The 22063-nt window shown below is 45.4% G+C and carries 6 protein-coding genes; 1 reads left to right on the top strand and 5 read right to left on the bottom strand.

Going from position 1 to position 22063, the window contains the following annotated elements; genetic code table 11:
* Positions 1 to 348 precede the first annotated feature (348 nt).
* The 3 genes from OK344_RS01110 to OK344_RS01100 form a co-directional block, all read right to left on the bottom strand.
* Positions 349 to 4782 (bottom strand): RemA C-terminal-like gliding motility protein, encoded by a 4434-nt coding sequence (locus OK344_RS01110; RefSeq protein ID WP_265143053.1) that lies wholly within the window; start codon positions 4780 to 4782, stop codon positions 349 to 351.
* Positions 4783 to 5233: 451 nt separating this feature from the next.
* A complete protein-coding gene (locus tag OK344_RS01105; RefSeq protein ID WP_265143052.1) occupies positions 5234 to 12163 on the bottom strand; it encodes a RemA C-terminal-like gliding motility protein in 6930 nt (2309 codons plus the stop codon).
* 838 nt (positions 12164 to 13001) lie between these two features.
* Positions 13002 to 17546: a RemA C-terminal-like gliding motility protein gene (locus OK344_RS01100; RefSeq protein ID WP_265143051.1), complete on the bottom strand. Its 4545-nt coding sequence runs from the start codon at positions 17544 to 17546 to the stop codon at positions 13002 to 13004.
* Positions 17547 to 18036: 490 nt separating this feature from the next.
* Here OK344_RS01100 and lplA point away from each other — a divergent pair, with 490 nt between their 5' ends.
* Positions 18037 to 19020 carry a lipoate--protein ligase gene (gene lplA / locus OK344_RS01095; protein WP_265143050.1) on the top strand — a complete coding sequence of 328 codons (984 nt, stop codon included), beginning with the start codon at positions 18037 to 18039 and terminating at the stop codon, positions 19018 to 19020.
* A gap of 369 nt (positions 19021 to 19389) precedes the next feature.
* Here lplA and OK344_RS01090 read toward each other — a convergent pair whose 3' ends face one another.
* Together OK344_RS01090 and OK344_RS01085 are read right to left on the bottom strand one after the other, a co-directional pair.
* Complete coding sequence (locus tag OK344_RS01090) at positions 19390 to 19794, bottom strand: endonuclease domain-containing protein (RefSeq protein WP_265143049.1); 405 nt, start codon at positions 19792 to 19794, stop codon at positions 19390 to 19392.
* Between the two features lie 884 nt (positions 19795 to 20678).
* On the bottom strand, positions 20679 to 21986 hold the full coding sequence (locus tag OK344_RS01085) for a glycosyltransferase family 4 protein (protein WP_265143048.1): 1308 nt from the start codon (positions 21984 to 21986) through the stop codon (positions 20679 to 20681).
* Positions 21987 to 22063 lie beyond the last annotated feature (77 nt).

The raw sequence follows: 22063 nt of genomic DNA, 5'->3' as shown, positions 1-22063 counted from the left end.
ATTACCTCCGGAATTCATTATTTTTTTTCCATCAAAATTTGTGTTGTTTCAGCGGACATCAAAAATTGAACCGTAGTGCTATGTAAGCGCGCCTGTGTATCAATTTCATGGGCAAAGATATAAAAAAATGTTAATGATTTTAACATTCAGACATGAGGTGATGTTAATAATTTCATTCTCCAAATTAATGAACCTTAAAAAAAGTAAGCAGCACCGGAGAAAATAAATCACCGCTGAAAAGGATAAAACATTCACTAAAGAAAACGCGTGCGGCAATAAAAAAGTCGGAAGAAATCTTCCGACCATGATTGATTATGATAAAAATGAATTGTTTTTTCCGCTCAACTTTTATTTTCTGATTTTTTTCGTCAGTTGCTCACCATTTTTCAGTTGAGCCTTGAGAAGGTACATACCGTTCAGGAGTCGTTCTGCGCTGAAACGGAGTTCTTTCGACTGTCCGTGGACAGTGAGTACCAATCTTCCTGATACGTCATAGACCTCTATACGGGCTATAGGATGCTCAGAAGAGCTGACCACAAAATCCGTTGCGTCACGGTACACTTCCAGCTTACTTTTCACCACGGTGTCTGTGGCCAACACCAGTGCCGGAGTATAGACGATCTCGAAACGGTTGGTATATTCTCCGGCCTCACTGGTGAAGGAATAATCTCCCTTGGTAAGGTCGGTGATGATGCCCAGGGTTTTGTCTTTCAAATAAATCGCCTGTCCTCTGGCAAATTCCCCTTCTTCATCTACGGCCTGAATGGTGTAGTTTCCGGTAGTATAATGCCTTGTACCCAGCGTAAGCACATCTTCCGCAGTAAAACTGCTTCGACCGTTGATGACCACTTTAGCATCTCCCGCATAGGTGAATAAAGCGTCGGAGGCGGAAGAATTGGGGATTCTGGTATCCTCGATTCCGAAATCTGTTTTGCCGGCATCGAAATAGGCAATGGCGTTCTGTATGGTGAAGCCATCGGCTTTTACAAGCTGCAGTCGGTAGCGGTTTCTCGGAGACTCTTTTCCGAAAAATTGAGTACCTGCATTGGTTGTCCGGCGCATGGAGTTCCTGAAGCTAAGCTGTGCTCCTACCGCATTTGCCCTTACCATGAAACCCTGGCTTACTTTAATGATGCTTCCCGGTATTTTAGTTCCCGCAGGACCGCCTTTATCATTCCCCGGAGCCGCTACTCCATAACCCACACCGGGCTCCGTTGCCGCATTGAAAATGGCGTAACTGTACCCCTGATAGGCACCTCCCATCTGCACATAAGTGGCGTTTACCGTATTATCCCAGAATCTGAATTCCGGATGGATGTTTTTGGTAAGCGGATCATTGTAAACTGCATTGATATCTATGTTTGACGGATAAGGATTTCCTGCAAGGTTATATCCTCTGCCCGGGGTATAGGAAATTGGCAGAATGATATCGCCGTTGTTGGGTTTGCCTTTAAACTGGGCTTCATTAGGAGCAATACCATCTGTCCCCACACCATCATATGTATATCTGGCTTCGCGCACCGCAAATCCTTTACCAGCACTGTTCTGATAATCAGAAGGAACTGCATTGACGAAACTGTTGGTAGACTCACGGAGAACTGTCACCACCGGCACATTGTCTGTATTGTTACCGAATATATGTTTCATAGTAAAAACCGAAGTTAGCTCTACAGGTGATGAAAGATAATTATACTCTCTTCGCAATGTCCCTAGAGACCATGTAAATTCTCTTCTCACTTTGATGTCATTGGTATTCACGGCGTCTTTATTGATCTGCTTAAGGTTTCCGTCGCTTTTCACGATGATTTCCCCATTGTTGGTGATATTTCCCTGAACCTCCACGTATGAATCAGGCCCAATGGTTAAAGTTTTTCCGCTTTTCACCTCGCATTCACAGGTTGAGAAACTTGTAGCCGGAGTAGTCGTAAGATTACCGTCGATAATGGCCTTTTGCTGGAAGGTAGGAGGACTGGAATCAACACCATTCCAAGAGGTTCCGTTCCAGGTTTTGCTAGACGTATTATCCACAATCATGACGTTGTCCAAAGCCCAAATACTTTGATTATCCTGGGAATAAAGCTGTATCCGAACATATAGCGTTGCAGCTTTTGGTATTCCGGTTATAATATATTTTACATTTGCAAAATCCAAGGAATTATTTCCCAAGCCAATGGTACTCACAGGTCCTGTTGAATATGCCCGTTTAAAAGTTCCCGGTAAACTATAATTCCAGTTGGTGTTATTACCCGCGTTTAAGCGAATCTGAGGCTTCCAGTCTAGGCCATCGGTACTCATCTCAACAAGTACATAATCTCCCGATTTTAATCCGGATGCGCTGGTATAACCAAAAGCAGCCAAACTCAATTCGAAATTAGGATCCGTCGCAGTACTTAAATTGACAGGCGAAAATTTAACCAGTGAATTCGCACTGAATACCTGGAGAGACTGGCTTCCTATAAATTTATCGAATTTCAAATTACTGTTGGCAAATGCCTGCCCTCCCGCAATTATGGCATTGCCATCTGGATTAAGTTCCTCTACCGTATAGGAATAATTTGGTGAAGGGGCCGATGGTTCAAAATTCTGGTTGGCTAAAATTCTGAATCCATTACAGGAAACATATTCATTTACATTACCCTTTATTCTGAAAGTATAGTCAGATTCATTCGCATCATTATTGTCAATGAACAAATCAGCAAATTTATCCCCCACCGGCATTTCTCCGGTAAAACTTACAGTGAGGTCGACATAATCACCCACTGTTCCTGAAGGTTCCAACGTTCCGCTAAAACTTCCGTTAAATGGAGCAGATGTAGTGATAAGGGAAAACGGTGCCGGTACAGCTGGAATCTGGTTCAGAATTGAAATATCACGAATAATCAATTTTTTAGTACCTGTATTTTTGATCCTGAACTGTTTTTCAATAATATTACCGGGAGATGTTGAACCAAAATCTGTATTATCGAGCAATTCGGGAGTGGTATCACCAGAGAAAATTTCAATACCATTACCGCTGACGGAAATTTCATTCTTCTTCAGTTTTTCAGTTGCTGTAATCCAATTGGTATTACCGCTCGCTAAATTTATTCCAGAGTTTACTACGATGGTAGATGTCGTAACATTACCAGCCTTATACCAGACATCAAGGCTCACATCTTTATATGCACCGTCTTTTAGTACGCCGACAACATCAGTGGGAATAAAGGTTGCAACAACATTATATTTGGGATTTGTAATCCCATCGTTTTTTACAGACCAGTATCTCGATAAGTAATTATCCTCCACTCCCGGGATAGCAGGCTCATCATTAACCTGTACATCCAAATAACCTCTGTTAGAAGCAAGCGTTAAAGGCAAATCAGCTTTTTTTATAGCGATTGCAATAGGAGAATAATTAATTCCGTCTGCACTGTTCTCCTCGTCACCAATGGGAAAATGGAAGGAAAAATCATTTTTTCCCAGCGGAAGATATTTACGTAAAATTCCTCCAGTACTCTTATCCGCGATGATAAAGTTTCCTGATGTAGGTAAGGCAGGAGTGATCGATGCAGTTCTGTCAATACTGATAATGTTTCGGGCATGTATAATGCCTCCCTGCAAACCGAGCAGTCCCATTATCTTTAGGTCTGTTGAAATGGTCACCCCAATCGATCCAGTGCTTCTGCTTACCGTAAAATCTCTTAAACTTCTTCCTATTACCGGCACCGAAATAAAATTCAAATATCCCAAATCTCCGGTTCCGCGCAATTCTAGATTGGAATCATTTCCTCCGACGATATAGGTAGTACCCCTCACCACGGATCCATATTGGATATAATTCTCAATTCCGGTAGAGCCAATCGTGAGTTTTCGCGCTCCGATACTTATACGGCTGCTGCTTCCGGAGGCATGACGAATAACCGCCCCGCCATTGGGTGCCGAAATATGGTAGTTCGTAGCGCCCAATAAATTTACAGTGGTCGCACCGCTGGTTGGCTGATACACCAAATAAGGAATAACAAACGGATTAACAGCAGTGTTATTATTGGTTACATTATGAATACTACCATTAAGACCGGTAAAAATTACCGCTCTGACTTTTGGAAAAAAACGCCCGCTGTTTTCGCAAGTAAAATCCCCATTGATTTTAATATCTCCTCCCGCATTATTGGAAAGCATTAACTGACCATAGACGGTGGCATTGCCTTTAACAAACAGCGGCTGATTCATCTGGTCGGTTCCGTAATCCATATAAAGATTCCCATTTGGCTGAACGGTTAAATTGCCCCTTACCTCCAGTTCCTGATTCGTTGCCCCATTTGCTCCGATATTGACGGAGGTTCCGGTTTTAACAGTAACGTTAAAAGGTTTATAAATATCAGCACCCCAACCCCATTCGATACTTCTGCCGTAAACCCCTCCCGACGCATAATAGAGTTCTGAACCCACGTGATATTGTGGACCGTTTCCGGTAAGGTAACCGCCAGCGCCAATTTCCAGCACACCGGAAACATCAGGAAAAGCTGCGGGATTGGTAAACTCATGCTGAATCCCCTGATTCAAAACCAGCCGGGCACCTGCCACAACAGTGGTTTTCGCATTGCGGTACGTAAAATTGGAGAGAGTGACCTGATGATTTATTTGAACCTCATCATTCTGACTGGGCACGATATTGCCGACCCAGGTAGAGGGCGTGTTCCAGTTACCATTTTGGAAAGACTGGATCTGTGCCGTAATAAGGGTTGAAGCCAATAAAAGCAGAAGGAATAGTCCTGCTTTAAGCGAAGATAATTTTTCATTCATTGTGTTTGTTTTTGTGTTTGAAGCGTATTGGGACACGCTCTTGTAAAGGTAACGAAAACCAAATTCATTCTTACCGTGTATTCACCCTTTTTAAGAAAAATTTTAATAAAGAAGCGATTCTTGAAGCATGAATTCAATTATTAAGACCATTTTTTACAAAGTTTGTTCAGTGATGTGACAAAAGTTGACAACCACTGGGTTTTTGAGTTGTTGAATGGTTGAATGGCTGAGTGGTTGAGTTCTTGAGTTTTTGAGTGCATAGTGATTAGTGGACTCAGCCCGTTCCGAAGTGTCCTCACTTCGGAGTCCTGCAGTGACTATACAACTGTCTGACGCTTACCACGTGATTACACGCAGGGCATAAAAAGGAACAGAGTACCCAAACTTGCACTCCGCTTTCAACAAAAAAGCCCGGGAATTCCGGGCTTTATATAGTATGATATCAAAAGGTTTACTTCCTGATTTTTTTCGTAAACTTGTCACCTCCTTTCAGACGGGCTTTCACGACATACATTCCATCGGTAAGCGGGGAAGCACTGAAGCGGAGTTCCCTGGCAGAGCCATTTACCGTGATCAGCAGTCTTCCGGAAGCATCAAATACCTCCACCGTTTCCACGGTACGGTCTGCCCGTACGACAAAATCACTGCCGTCCCGGTACACTTCCGTTGCGTTACGCCCGGAATCATCTGCAGCCAGGACCACCGCGGGTTTGTACACAATCTCAAAACGGTTGGTAAAGTCTCCCGCTTTCGTGGTGAAGACATAATCACCCGCGGTAAGGTCGGTGATGATGTTCAGGACTTTGTCTTTCAGATAAATGCTTTGCCCGTTGGCGAATACCCCGATACGGTCAATGACCCGTATAGTATAGTTCCCCGAAACATAATGTTTGTTTCCTAATGCAATTACATCCGTATCCTCAAATGCCGACCGGCCGTTGATCACCGTCTTATCGGTACCGGCAAAGCTGTAGAACGCGTCCGACGCTCCGCTGCTCGGGTGGCGCGAATCTTCAAGCCCGAAACTGTTGATGCCTCCTTCAAAATAGACCACAGTATTGGTCAGATACAGATCCGACGGAGTGATGAGCTGCAGGCGGTAGCGGTCTTTCAAAACCTCGCTTTTTCCGAAGAATCCACGGTCCGGCTGGTTAACGGTACGCTGGGTATTTCTGAAGTTAAGGTCTTGGTCCCCCAGTTTTACTGCACGGATCAGGAAGCCCTGACCTACCTTGGCATAGCGGTAAAGACCTGCCACTTCTGTAGGCGTTCCCGGTGTTCCCGTATTGTTCCCCGCATCACCACCCGGTGCCGGGTTGCCTTCGTCGCTCAGCGCATTGTAAATCGCATAGCTGTATCCGTTGTAGGCACCGCCGTACTGCACGTAGGTGTTGTTCACCCTGTTGTCCCAGAACCTGAATTCCGGCAGCATATTGGCGTCATTCTGTTCATAATAAAGTTTAAGATCGAGGTTCGACGCATAAGGATTCCCGATAAGGTTCCAGCCCCTTCCTGCGGAAGTTTTTGTTACCGTAACAGGTTGGCTGCCGTTGACCGGCTTTCCTTTGAAATGCGCCACCGAATCGTTATAGGTATCTATTGCCTCTTTCACGGCGAATCCCTTTCCTATGATATTATAGTCTGCAGCGGCGGCATTGACGAAAAGATTCGTGGATTCCTTCAGTACCAAAACATAAGGGGTATTGGAGGCCGCCCCGAAGAGCATTTTCATGTGCTGCCCTTCCACTGGTGAGGCAACGTAATTGTATTCCTTTCTGTCAACGGTAAAGGTCATGTTTCTTTTCACCGTAATTTTTCCTGTATTCTGCACATCATCCACCTGCAGCAGCTGCCCGTCGTTCTCGATGGTGAAATTGGTTTCGTTAGCTTTGTTGCTTACTTTGTTCTGAACCCTCACAGGGAAACCTTTTTCAATGACGAAATTCCCTGAATTAACCGTCAGTTCACAGATATCGAGTGCACCGTGGGTTTTGGTATTGTAATCTGCCTCGATGATCACTTTGGAGTAGGTTTGAGGGATTCCTTTAGACCAGGCAGTTCCGGTCCATCGCGTCTCAAGGTCTTTAATCTGTACCGCATCTGATGCTCTGTAGCACGTCACCCCATTTTCCCTCACCTGTACATAGAACTGATAATCGTCCAGACCGGTCACCGAAGAAACCGTCAGCACGGGAGTCGCTGCACCTGAATACACCCCGGTATCAGAAACTGCAGTCCATGCAGCATCTCCCGGTGCCAGGCGGTACCACTGGTAAGCAAGATCATTACCTCCGGAGAAGCCTTCCGCAGCGGTAACACTGAGGACAATGCTTTGGCAGTCGGGCGTAAAGACAGGCTGTGAAGTGATTGCAGGCGGATTTCCTCCAGGCATAACCGGCGGTACACCGGCCGGTTCACAGTCGCCTTCATTCAGATTCAAGATTTCCCAGTTCGCAGGAACAGGTACCGTAGTACCGGAAAACTGACCAGCTTTTCTTTTCATATAATATCCTTTATCGAAAGGGGCATGTACTGCATCGTAAATGATGGCTCCATCGGAACTTCTTAACTCGAAGACATCATCCCCGTTAAAACCGCTTCCAAAAGAACCGTTTCCGGTAGAAGCAGGGGTCGCACAAGCATTTTCACCTGAATACCTTATGATTTTAAGCTCGCCGGGTAAGATCGATCCCGTAAGCCCTGTCGTGTACGCTTTCGGAGTAATTGTCGGATCTCCGGCCCGGTAGATCTCATAGGAAGAGAGATTCTTAGCAGAGGAAGTACCATTATAAATGGACACGAAACCACCGCTTCCTTTCTCGTCATCATACACTTCATAAATAATAAGGTCGGTTGGAAGTGTTCCGGTTGCTGCCCCTTCGCAGGCTGTATTTTCATAAGTCACCACATCAAATACCTGGGTAAATACGCAGCCCGTCTGCAGTCTCACGGTAAGATCCCCATCCTGCGCACCGGCAGGAATTTTTATTTTTATTTCGCCGGCATTTACTGACAAAGGAGTGAGGGTAACACCGTTAAGTTTTACCTCTGCGCCCGTTAAATCATTAACCGCGGAGGTTAAGGTCACCACCGTATTGGCAGGACCGGCTGCGGGTAACATCGTTATAGCAGGCAATGCAGCACACTGTCCCTTGCCCTGTATTCTGAACGTGTAAGGATTTTCACTGCCTGTAGGGTCATCATTACCGATGGAGACCACCGCCGACCTTACGTCCGCAGTCGTAGGATTGAATTTCACTTTAAACGTCAGGGACCCATTGATGCCGACCGTGGTTGCAGCAGGCTGTTCAGTAACGGTGAAATCTGCCGGATGGTCGCCTTCCAGTTTTACAACAGGAGAACCGGTCAGATTCAGAACCGTAAGCCCCAGGTTCTCAATGGTGAAGGTTTTTTCAACGGAGGAGGACCCCAAAGGAGTAGGTGCAAAAAGCGTATTGTTGAGTGCATTCACCGCGGTGGAGCCTGACGGAATTGAAATACTGCCCCCTTTTATGTTAATTTCGGCATTGGCTGGCTTTACGATTTCAATTGTATAATCTTCTACCTCCCCGTCATATCCATTTTCACATGGCGTGGCTGCTAAATCGTATTTATTGCTGACCCGCATTCGGGTCATGCCGGGTTGCGCTGATGCTGGTACCGTAACGATCAAAGGGGAATTTGTAGTATATCCATCTGCAACATTCAATGCAGTCCCAAGGTCGTATTCCTCAGTGGAAACCTCAAAAGTTCCACTGCGGTTCCAGTCGATCCAGACTTTCGCAGCGGTTGTATAATCTCCATCGGTATTCACCTTTACAGACAAATCATAACTTTGTCCAATAGAAACAGCTGTTGACAAGGTAGTATAATCCGAATAATCAGGCTGATTTCCCGCTGCTGACAGATTATTGATGGTATTGAATTCTACACCGGTGATGCCTGTACCGAAATCTGTATTCCCGTACGAATCGCAGTAACTCAGCCCTGTAGTCCGGCAAACAGAAACCCCTTCACTCCATTGGCTGCTGTTCACTTCCCGGACAAAAATCTTGTAACAGTACTGCAGCCCCTCGGTAAGTCCCGTCACGGTTACCTTATTTCCTATTCCCTTATACACGACCTGATTATTACCCGAGAACACATCATTTGCGGAATATGCAGAACCATCTCCTGACGGCGTAAAAGTAACCGCTCCCTGACTGGCTACCACCATATATTCATAACATCCCGGGGAGGCAGGAACCACATTCCAGCTCACCACAGAGGAGGTCGGCGCAACTGTTGCCGCAGGATTGCCTACTTCAGGCGCTTTAATGGTGTAGGTTGCATTCCAGCTTCCGCCAGTATTGATTCCTGATGCCCAGCCTGTTGCTGTTTCTCCGTTATACGCCACGACTTTGAACGTGTATTGCTGACCTTGGATAAGTCCCGTAATGGTCGCGGCAGTGCCGTTGCCTTTATACACAGCTTTGCCTAAGGTCCCGTAAGAAGTGGCGGCGCTGAAATCTGAATTAGCGGTGTACGACGAGGCATTACCCGCTGATGCAGCTGCGATGGCGGGAGCAGTAGTTCCTGCAAGAGCATAAACAATATATCCTGTAGGTGTCGTGCCTGAAGAAGGCGCTGTCCACTGCAGCATAAGCTGAGTATTGCCCAGACAGCTTTTACTGATGGACGCGTTATAGGGGGCGCCATTAAGTGTACCGGTACCGGTGATATTAAAGGTAAAATTGGTATTATCGTTGTTCGGAATGGTAACGGTGGCGGTTTTGGCACCGGCACTTGAAGGACTGAACGTACCCGAAAAAGTAGTGGAACTACCTGGGTCTAAAGAAGCACTTCCCGCTGGGGTAACCGCAAACTCTGATGCATTAGTTCCCGATAAAGCAATCGTTCCCAAAGTGAGCGGCATGGTGCCTGTATTTTCAATGGTAAAAGTGGTGGCCGCACTGCTGGTGCCCACGAGCTGATTACCAAACCCGAAACTTCCGGTGTTGTTGGGAATGTTGACCGTATTTTGTTTTACGGCGATTCGTGGTCTTGGAGAAGCAGTAATAACATAACCATTTACTCCGATATTATCAAGACGCCAATCTCCTGTGCTACTTCCCCCCCAACCATAAATACGGAAAGTAACAGGTGAATTAAGGTCTGCAAAAACCGAAGTCAGCGTAACTGTTTTCGCACTTAGAGTTGTCGTCACCGAGCCCGTCCCCAAATCACTAGTAAAACTATCCAAACTCGATCTGACCGTGTAATTATTTGCTCCCGCGCCAGAACGCCAAACATCAAAAAATACAGAAGTAGCGGTTAAAGTATAACCGCTGGCAGGTGTTACTGTAAATTCAAGGTATTTTCCTGTATCTATTGCATTTCCCCAGGATGCTGAGCCTCCAAAAATATTTGTTGAAACATTTGTATTACAAGTAATGCCAGTCGGCGAAATATTGGAGAAACTAAGGTTAGCAGCTACACCAGAAGCAACGTAATTGGTACAGGTATTTCCCGTAAACAAATAATTTCCAACATTAGCAGCAACTATATTAACCACAATATTTCCGCTCGTGCTTCCTGTTAAACTTCCGGAGCTGGCGTTTAAAGTGTATGTTCCGGCGGCATCAAATTTTGCAGTGTTAAAGGTCGCTACACCGGCTACTGCAATCACGCTTAAAGTTCCGGTCAGGTTGCCGGGACCGCTTGCTTTAGAAATACTAATTGATCCTGTAAAGGTATTATCTACGGTATTATCCGGACGTCTTGCTTCGACCGTAAAGGCTGTAATATTATTCCCCACGGTGCCCGAAGCCGGTACCCCCACAAAAACCAAATGGTCTGCCACCTGCAAAGTGGTAAAGGTTTCCACGGCACCATACGCATAATCAGTTCCGTCAAACACATAAGCACGGTAACTGTATTGAGTGTTTGCCGCTAAACCGGTCAGCGGCAGACTATAATTCCCGGTGGCTAATCCGGCAACCGGTGTATTGGTTACCGCGGTTCCACCATGGGTTGGGTTGTTGTTGGATGCTGTTACCGAATACACAAATCCCTTTTGGGTAGAATTGGGACAAACCCCCAAAGTTGCTATATTTCCGTTGAGCGTACCACTTAAAGTTCCCAGCGCAGAAGCTGAACCGGTAGTTACCGTTGGAGTTACCGATGCAATACCTGATCCCGAAATGTTATACGTTGCAGTATTACTTCCCGAAGTGGTACTGGTCAGCGTAAGTGTTGCGTTTTGAGTACCCCCTGCTGTTGGCGTAAACACCACATCAAAGGTGATCGTTCCTGCCGCTGCAACAGTCGTGCTGGAGATATTGCTGACCACAAACTGCGGATTACTGCTGCTCACCGCAATTCCCGATGCGACACTTCCCCCCGAATTGCTGATGGTATATGTTTGTTTTGTTGCGGGAGTTCCTGTACAGCTGCTTCCATTATTGGCAGTACCGGTAACCGCCAGGACAGGCGATGCAGAAGTAACATTTAAAGTATAACTGGAGCTCACGGCACAGTAGGTCGCATCGGCGACCTGTGTAACTCCGATAGTGGTGGTACCAATACCTAAGATGGTAACCTGACCGCTGCTGTCCACGGTAGCAACAGACGCGTTACTGCTCGAATATACTTTTGCTGAGGTGTTTTGTGAAGTAAATGTATTGGTAAAAGGGATATCTGTTGTAAGTTTATTTACTGTGACACCGTCAGCGAAAGAAAAGGTGGGAGTGGTGCAGGTTGGAGCGGTCCCTTTAACTGCAATATCATCTATAGACCAAATTTCATTAGCATCATCATTTATTGTCTCTATCTTGATGTAAACCTGACTCCAGGTATCAGGAATATTAACTACAATTTTAGAGTAAGCGGCATTACCAGTTTTAGTACCACCCGTAACCGTTTGTGTCACAGATGTTCCAGCTGTTGTAGAAACTACGCCGGTTCCACTCATACCCCATCTCGAATTAGCAGCAGTTGAGATAATCGTCACATCTGCAGTAGTACTAAAAGTTGTGTTATTAGATACATATACCTTTATATACTCGCCCGTATCAATCCCATTACCTGTCGTAGATGAAATTGAAGCGTTCCACACTTCAACAAAGTTATTTACAAAACCCGTTAAAGGCACAGCTGTCGAAATAAAGGTCGCAGCACCATTTGATTTTTGAAAAGATTTTGAACCATTTTTTATTCTATCAGCTGGAGTTCCAGTATTAGTAGTGGAAGAACCAAAACCATTTGATTGTGCAATTAAAGTGGTTCCTGAATCTTCTGCACCATTAAATGCAATAATCGTCTGCCCCCAAGCCGCGACAGAAACAAAAAAGAATAAAGCCGCAAAAAGCGATTTAAAAAACGAATATAAAGCTGTTTTCATGGTCTAACAAATTTATTAAGAGACGGTTGCCATTATTTGGGAGAGCAAAATTACAAAATATTCAAATCGCTTTGCTGAAATTTTAAAAAATTTGCAAAGAATTATCATTTGGTTAACATCATTTCAAATAATCGCTTTCTAAGGTTGAAGCATCCTCAAATATCGTATCATTATATTCTCTATACTTCATCAGGGTTTCGGGTGTTTCTTTTTCTGCATCTGCTGCTACATTCCGGATTTCTGCAGGGTGGCTTCGGGAGCCTCAGCCACCAAAGCTTACAGGGTTACAAAACCCAGGATGTTGGGTGCGGGATGTTTGTCTGACTGATTCGTGATTGAGTAATGGAGTGGTTTAGTGGTTTAGTGGTTTAGTGATAAGGTAGTTTAGTGCTCAGGAAGCGGAATGACCAAATGATAAAGAGAGTTCCGTTCCCCTTCTTTATAGGGACGCTTACAGCGTGACAAAGGCTTTCTTTGAAAAACCCGAATTACTAACACAGATTCTGTCACTCCGGAGGAGCACCACCTCGGCCAAGCAGTAACGGTGCAGGCACCCAGTCCAGCGGTCAATCACCGAATTACTCAATCACTAACCCACCAAATCACTCCGCCACTCCAGTCTCCTCCGCCTTCGGGAGCCTCAGCCACCGGCAGAGCATTATTGATAAGTGATGACCCATAAGTGATAAGTGATTAAGGGGGTGCTCCGGTCGGTTTGGAGATACTTCCAACATCCAGCTTCCAGCACTCAACCATTAACCCACTTGACCACTTACCCACTATCCCACTAAAAAACCCCGGCTAAACCGGGGCTTCTGTATGAATATGGACAGGACTGCTATTTCCTGATTTTCGCTGTCATCACTTCACCATCTTTCAGGTTGGTTTTCAATACATACATTCCATCTGCGAGACGGTCGGCGGCAAAACGGAGTTCCTTAGCGCTGCCTTTCAGCGTGAAGATCAAACGGCCCGAGGCATCGTAAAGTTCCAAATAGCTGATTGCTTTATCCGAAGAACGGATGACGAAATCAGCGGCATCGCGGTAAACCTCAACCTTCGCAAGCTCTTTGGTGTCAGTGGCCAGCACGACACCAGGTCTGTACACGATTTCAAAACGGTTGGTAAATTCGCCGGACTCACTCGTGAAGGTATAGTCACCCTGAGTAAGGTCGGTGAAGATATTCAAGGCTTTATCTTTCAGATAAATGCTTTGTCCGTTAGCGAAGACTCCTTCGAGGTCCACTGCCTGAATCCTGTAGGTTCCCGCTGTAAAATGACGGGTACCCAGCGGAATCACATCACTGCTGTCGAACATGCTTCTGCCGTTGATGACCACTTTGGCGTCGCCCGCATACGTAAAGAGCGCATCCGAAGCAGTAGAGTTAGGGATTCGGGCATCTTCAGGACCGAAGGCATTATTGCCCTGAGGGAAATACGTCACGGCATTCTGCACCACGAAATGCGCCGCAGTACTCAGCTGAAGCCGGTAGCGGTCATGCGGCGACTCTTTGCCGTAGAACACCGATCCGGTTTGGGTGGTTTCACGCATGGTATTGTTGAATTTCATGCTTGCTCCTCCCTGAAGGGCCCGGATCATGAAGGCCTGGTTCACCTTTATGATCTTTCCGGGTGCCTTCAGCGTAGTATTTCCTCCTCCCGGATTTGGATCCAGACCCGGAGCCGCTGTTGACGTCTGACTGATGGCATTGAAGATAGCATAACTATACCCCTGATAGGCACCGCCCATCTGTACATAAGTCGCATTCACGGTGTTGTCCCAGAACCTGAAGTTGGCATCGATTTCAGGAGTGTCTAAGTTGGTCACTGAGTTTGCATACAGCTTCACAATATCGATATTGGAAGGGTAAGGATTTCCGACCACATTATATCCTCTTCCGGCGCTGGTCCAGTCGAGGTTAATACTGATGGTTCCGTTATTCGGCACCCCTTTGTATTCTGCCTCATTGGCTTCAATTCCCTGGGTCGGTACACCGGTAAAACTTGTTTTGGGTTCTCTCACCGCAAAACCTTTTGCTTGTTTGGTGTAATCCGCTAAGGTTGCGTTTACAAAAAGGTTGGTGCTTTCATTGAGTTTCGTTACATACGGTACGTGCGATGCTACGCCGCCATAGATTTCCTTCATGTTCTGGTTGTACACCGGAGATGAAAGGAAGTTGTATTCTCGGCGGGTGGCATCCGTCGATCCGGACCAGGTAAACAGACGGCGTACCGATATTGGTGTCGTGTTAAGATTCGGATTCTCGTTAATCTGTAATAGATTGGCATCGGATTTTACAATAAAATTTTCGGCAAGTCCCGTATTGGTGATCCCATCGGTTACCGTTAAAGAACCGTTCACCGTAAGTTTTCCGGTAGCCCCTGCAGTGGTTTCAATTCTAATATTTTTGGCGAGGGCGTTAGTTGTATTAGTTATACCTATTGGTGTCTTGATCAATACACATTTATCCTGATCCGGTATACCGGAAGGTGTCCAGTAATTTTGATTCCAGTTGGTTCTGGCAGTATTATTCCAGGTTCGGTTATTATTGATAATGTTAACACTACCCGTTGCAGAGCACCCATTTGAAAGTGAGGCTTCGGCTTCTATTGTCCATGAAGGTTTGGTCTCCAAAAGCGCAGAAGACGGTTTTACACAGATTGAATTGGTGGCACCGTTATATGGCGTAACACAATCATCATTATAAAGAATAGCATCACCACCAACTACAGACCAGCTGAAGGCAGCGGTTAGCGGTTTTTCACCATACAGCCGGACTTTATCCACAGCTCCAATATCACCCGACCACTGACCCGATGTTGCGAATGCGTATATGGAAAATCTTACCTTTAATGCGGCCACGTTTATAAATGCATTAAGATCGAGCGTTTCCTCCATAAATTTATTCGGAAGACCTACATTACCGGTACTTGTGGGACTATAAGTTTTCAATACGACCCAATTTACTCCGTTATCCTGTGACACCTCTACATTCACTTTTTCAACGTCCGGCTTAATCCCTTCAAAAAAAGTATAAATATTATAATCAAGATGCAAATTCAAGAAACCGGTGGTATTAAAGGAAGCCGTAGTCGTCAGATGATTGGTTCTGTTGGTTCCGGGCCCCACATCTGTTACCGAAGCGGCAAAACCATCTCCACTTATTCCGGAAGCAATAGCAGGCTGTATCACCGATGGACTTCCCGGAATAAAATTCGAGGTACGGTGGATCCACGCCGCAGCCGCAATATTTTGTCCTGCCTGGGTAGCGGTAAAGACTCCTAAATTCGTATTAAAATTTTCATTTACCAATTCTACGGTTTCTTTATCACCTAAAGCCGCAAACTGAAGGGTTTGGGTACCAGAAGCATCTCCACAGAACTCACGGACCGTATTGTCAAAATCAATATTGGGTAGAGGATTTACTTTGGCAATGATTTTTACCCGGTTGCGAGCCTCACAAGTTCCGTTAGCTGCGGCAACATAATAAACTGTGGTTTCTGAAATCAATGCTGTGGTATATGTTGCGCTATTGTTAGTCACATTCACACTGGCAATCGGATTGTTAGCATTCTCAGCAGTATAAATCTTAACGCTGGTGGCGTTCACCGTATTTATTGTTATCGGCAATTTTGCTGGTCCACAAACTTCTGACACGGCAAAAGAAGTTACCTTTGCATCACAAGCTTTTAGAACCTGAAAAAGATAATCTTCTGTTTCTCCGTTCGTAAAATCCTGACAGTTCGTTGTCGGATTATTTGAAATTGGATTTGCGGAAACTCTGATTCTTATACGGTAATACCCTATCGCCTGCGCTGCTGGTACTGAAAATCCTATGATCGTGGAACCAACACCGCTTCCTGCTGTATTATATATCTGTTCTCCCGCTTCAAAATTCCCGTTATTATTCCAGTCCACCCAGGCAGCCATCACACTTTCCCTGGAATTTTCAACGGCTAAATTAATTGCGCCTCCCTGTTCTTGAGACGCATACGTTCCTAAACCGGTCCAGTCCTGATATCCTTTTGGATTATTAGAATATCCGTTGTTTAAATTTTGCACATCGTTTAACGTTCCTAAAAATCTAACCCCTTTTATATAATAATCATTATTGATGAATGATGCAGGGTCGCAATAGGAAGGTGAATAAATCGTATATTCTGCTGCATTAGAATTTCTGCTGCTTCCCGAGTTGACACAGGTAATCTTTCTGCGGTAGTAAATCTTCGTCCCCGGCGGTTCGTTTGGTGCAGTAAGTTGGACCGACGCCGTAGTTGCGCCCGGAATGGCAGTCCACGGACCTGTAGCAGAGCCAACAGACATTTCCCATTCATAAGTCAAGCCCAGCGCTCCAATGGTCCCTCCGGTTACATTTGCTGTGAATAAGCTACCCACCGTACCAGTATTTGGCGTAAGTACCGCCGAACCACCAGTCGGATTATCGGTACATTCACCTTCAGTATAGGTAATGACAATCAGCCCATTTCCTCCACTATTACGGTTCGCACCTCCACGTCCCACACCGGCAATATACCCGCTGTCAGTATTTCCTGGTGCAGAAACCCAACCTCCTGTGCTCCCCGTATTTCCAGCGGTCAATAATACAGAGGTTGCTAAAGTTGGGTGAGTATAGGAAGATCCACCACCCCCGCCCGTGGAGTCATACGAAAACCAGCCGTTACTTCCTACACCACCGCCGCCGCCACGCACACCGCCACCGCCGCCGCCGCCGCCGTTGTCATAAGCGACTTCCCAAGGCCCGATCGAGTAGGTCGTGGATCCTTTTCCGCCCTGGTATGGTGTACCCGCAGTGGCCCCCCTGGGATCATTATTATAACGGCCAGATGCGCCTGCTGTCTTACCTCCAGTAATGGTAGAGCTCATATTGGCAGCATCTGCGCCATCCCCAGCACCTCCGTAAGTACTTTTACTTTCATAAGCGCCACCGCCACCGCCGCCGGCGACTATGCGGACATTACTTCCGATTGTATTACCAAAAAAAATAGCACTGTAACCACCACCGGAACCAGACTGTCTTCCTCCGGTTCCACCACCAGCATAACCCCCAGCTTTGATGTCTTCACCGCTTCGTCCGCCACCCCCGACTTGTATGGTGTATACCTGGCCAGGAATTACGGTAAGGCTAGTAGTGACAAAGGCTCCGGATCCTCCGGATCCACCTTCATTAAATGCATTTGAGCCACCCCCTCCGGCTCCCCATGCTTTGATTTGAAGCGAGGTTACGCCTGCAGGTACGGTAAACGTTTGGGTATTTCCTGTATATGTAAAGACTTGAGTAACCTGCGCCTGTAAAGTTGTCGCCAGGAAAAACAAACAGGTGATAAATCCATGATAAATCAATTGGGTAAATTTTTTTTCCATAACTGTAAATTTATGTGGTTATTATGTTTTTATAAAAAAGCAAAACTTTAATTCGCAAAGGTAAAAATTAATAACTTATATTTCACAAAATATGTTAAAAAACAAAGTTTTTTTTCGCTAAAATATTGTCTATTTAGTGCGAAAATACATAACATCTTGTCTGCAACCGAAAATAACCTAAGTAATTAAATTCCTCTATTAAGTTTTCCATTATAATTTTTACGAAACAATCAGTCACATCAATGGCCAAATTATTTTTTAAACTGTCCACTTTTCTGTCGCCATTAAAACTGCTGTCGTCCAACTCGCGGAAAAATTTTGCAGATCCTTGCCATTACCGAACGTGGTTCAGGATGGCCATCAGTTTTATGACCGCGTGTAGTTCAGCTGCAGTGCTGTGTCTTGGAGAGGAAGCATGAACATTAAGATGCCTTAGTTTCCCGAACCAGCACCCAACATTTTTCCCTATTTTTGCCAAAATATTTTTTATATGCTCATCATCGATTCCCCTTCGCACAACGCCTATTTCAATATCGCCACCGAAGAATTCCTCCTCCACCGGTTTCCAACCGAAGATATTTTCCTGCTGTATGTAAATGCGCCCTCGATTATTGTAGGGAAATTTCAGAATACCCTGGCTGAAATCAATCTGGATTATGTACAGGAAAAGGAAATTAAGGTGGTAAGAAGAATGTCGGGTGGCGGTGCCGTGTACCACGATCTGGGGAATCTTAACTTTTCCTTTCATACCCTGTTGGCGGATCACGATTTTGGCGATTTCTCGCAATTTACCCAACCGGTACTTTCTTTGCTGAACCGTCTCGGTGTTCCGGCAGTTCTCGAAGGGCGCAATGATTTGTTGGTTGATGGAAAAAAGTTCAGTGGCAATGCGAAACTTGCCAAAAACGGGAAAATGATTCAGCACGGAACCATCCTGCTGAACTCGGAAATGGAGGTATTGGGCGATGCCCTGAAAGCCAACCCCCTGAAGTTCATCGACAAAGCCACGAAATCCAACCGGTCACGGGTGACCAACCTCATCCATTATCTTCCGGAAGGCACGACCACGGAGCAACTCAAAAATTTGCTGACGGACGAGATCATAAGCAACAATCCGGGTGCGGAACACTATGAACTCACCACCGACGATATTGCCGGCATTGAAAAACTGATGCAGGAAAAATACGAGACCTGGGACTGGAACTTCGGCTTTTCCCCGAACTACAGTTTCCAGAAAGCGACCAAGGTGCCCGCAGGATTCATTGAAGTGCACCTCGATGTCGTGAAAGGCACCATCGAAAAAGCCAAGATCTTCGGCGATTTCTTCGCCCCAAACTCTATCGAGGAGCTCGAAGCCCGTTTGGTGGGGCTTAAACATGAAGAAGAGGAGCTGCGTAACGTGCTCAGCAGCCTGGACCTAACAGATTATTTCGGGAAGGTGACGGTTGAGGAAGTGCTTACCGTTTTTAAATAATGCTTACTAAAAATTTCCATCAGCCTTTTACCTCTACCCCTAAAGGGAGTCTGCTGGAAATTTTACAAATGGAATAGAGGAAATCAAATTCACACCCTTTAGGGTTGGGGAAAATGGATTTGATTTCTGACAGCGTTAACCCTTCTCCAAAAGTCAGACAAAGAAAGAACATAAAAATTTCCAGCAGTCTTTTACCCCTGCCCCTAAAGGGAGACTGATGGAAATTTTATTAACGAAGTGGAGGAAATCAAGGGAGTCTGCTGGAAATTTTACTAACGGAATAGAGGAAATCAAATTCAAACCCTTTAGGGTTGGGGAAAAATGAATTGATTTCCGGCTTGCCAAGAGGAACAAATTTTATTACTGTACTTATTTAATCACAGTCAGATCGCTAATAAAATCCCTTATCACCTGAAGGACACGGTCAATATGACTTTCAACTTCATGATTAGAGAATCTTAATACATAAAGTCCATTAGAGGCTAATGCTGCTGTTCTTTCGCTGTCTTTTTGTTTCTGCTGCTCAGACAGATGATACTCACCATCAAGTTCGATAACCAGTTTGAGTTGATGACAATAAAAATCAGCGATGTAAAGACTAACAGGATGTTGTCTTCTGAATTTGTAATTATCCAGCTGCTTATTTCTCAACCTTTCCCACAATAGTCTTTCCGCCGCGGTAGCATTGCGCCTTAAGTCACGGGCCTTGTCAAAACTTTCTTTGGGAGCCCCTTTCCACATTCCATCGTCGTAATTGGGTTTAAGCGGTTTCATAACTTTAAAATTAAAAAATAAAAATGATAATTTCTTACTGAAAAAGAAGAAATCAGGTTTAATAAAATTTCCATCAGTCTTTTACCCCTGCCCCTAAAGTGAAACTGATGGAAATTTTACAGACGGAATTGAGGAAATCAAATTCACACCCTTTAGGGTCGGGGAAAGGAATTTGATTTCTGACAGCGTTAACCCTTCTCCAAAAGTCAGACAAAGAAAGAACAGAAAAATTTCCAGCAGTCTTTTACCCATGCCCCTAAAGGGAGATTGATGGAAATTTTACAGACGGAATTGAGGAAATCAAATTCACACCCTTTAGGGTCGGGGAAAGGAATTTGATTTCTGACAGCGTTAACCCTTCTCCAAAAGTCAGACAAAGAAATAACAGAAAAATTTCCAGCAGTCTTTTACCCCTACCCCTAAAGGGAGACTGATGGAAATTTTATCAAAGGGAGTAGAGAAAATTAAATTTACACCCTTTAGTGTTGGGGAAAGGAATTTGATTTTCGGAGGATCTGCTTAAAAAATTTAACTTCAAGAAAAGGGTTTTGCAATTTCCGGCAGTTTTACCTAAGTTTTGGGCGGGAATAACCACCCCGTCCGCGTGCAAAGCACACGACACCCCTCCGGGGGAGGGGAATGTATCGGTATTTAATAAGGGATGGGATAAGGTGGTACTGTGGAACAATGGCTAAGTCTCTGTTATCAACACCGGAAGGAATAAAATTACAATGTGGAAAAATGCCAGTTGCTGACTTATTAAAACCTACCCTTCCAAAAGAAGAAACGCATATTCCCCTCCCACGGAGAGGTGTCAGCCGCGGCAGCGGATGACGGGGAGGTATGGGATCCTTAGTTTTCCCCCTTACCACTCACCTGCCCCACTACTCCGTAACCCTCCTGTACTCCTCCAACAGCGCCTGCCACACCACCTCCTGTCGGTAGCGACTTTCAATCAATGGCCTTGCGTTGGATTTCATGGAATAATAATTTCCGGTATCGTCCATCACTTTTTCCATAGCCTTCTGCAGCGCAGCGGAGTCCTTTACGGGAATAATCATTCCGTTCTCACCGTCTTTAATAATTTCGTTACACCCATTGATATCGGTAACAATGGAAGGGAGTGCCATCGCACCCGCCTGAAGTACCACGTTGGGAAACCCTTCACGGTAACTCGGAAAAACCAGTGCATTCGAGAGTGCAAAGTACGGCCTCACGTCATCCTGGTAACCCACGCTGATGATGTCCGGATGGCTTTGGATTGTTTCCAGCGTTTCGGGAAGGAGCGCATCCAGGTCCTCTTCCAATGGTCCCACAAGAAGCAGCTTGACATTCCTCCCATGGCGCATAAAGTCACTCTCAGCCTCAACCTCAACTTTAGCCTTACCCTCAGCCTTAACCTTAGCCTCAACCTTAACCTCAACCTCAACACTGTCATTCCGATCAGCCACAGACGGAGAAGCAAACTCTTTTGCGGCGAAAAAACCCTTAACCTCAGCCTTGACCTTACCCTTAACAAACGCCTCAACAAGTTCGTTGATGCCCTTATCACCTACCAGCCGACCTACGAATATAAAAACGAAATCATCATCCGTAATCCCCAGTTCTGCACGGAGCGCAGTGGTTTTTACGAGAGGAATGGCCGACGGAGAGAAATACTCGGTATCAATACCGTTGCTGCTGCCATTGCCTAAAACCTTAAGTTTTCCGGCGGCGCAGAAACCTTCCCTGATGATAATATCCCGCATGGCAAAGGAGTTGGGATAGACCTTCGTGGCAAATGCGTACGTAATCTTTTCGACAATATTCAGTATTATTCTTTTTATACCTGTAGCTTCCAGCAATGGCAATCCGGCAACCGTGTGCATGCGGACTGGCACGCCCGCAAAATAAGCAGCCATCATCCCCACAAGGCCTGCTTTGGGAGTGTGGGAGTGCACCATCTCCGGCATTTCTTCCCGTAAAAAACGGTAAAATTTCCAGACCGCTAGCAGATCTTTAAATGGAGTGATGGCTCTGGTCATTTCAACGTGATGGTGACCAACTCCGTATTTCTTTGCCACTCTTTCAAGCTCAGGCTTGTCGGCCGAAACTGCGGTAACCTTATAATATTGGTTCATAAAACCAAGCTGCTTCCCCAGAAGTTTGTCGAGGGAGAGGGGAACAGTGGTAATGCGGATAATTTTTTTCAAAAGAATGTCGGATATTGCCTGATGTTGACTGTTGATACTGATTGCGCATTGCGCATGATTTGCAAATATAATAAGAT

The organism is Kaistella yananensis (genome assembly GCF_026107505.2).
Classification (GTDB): Bacteria; Bacteroidota; Bacteroidia; order Flavobacteriales; family Weeksellaceae; genus Kaistella; species Kaistella yananensis.
Note: the sequence above shows the minus strand (reverse complement) of the source record. Positions and strands in the feature narration are given on the sequence as shown.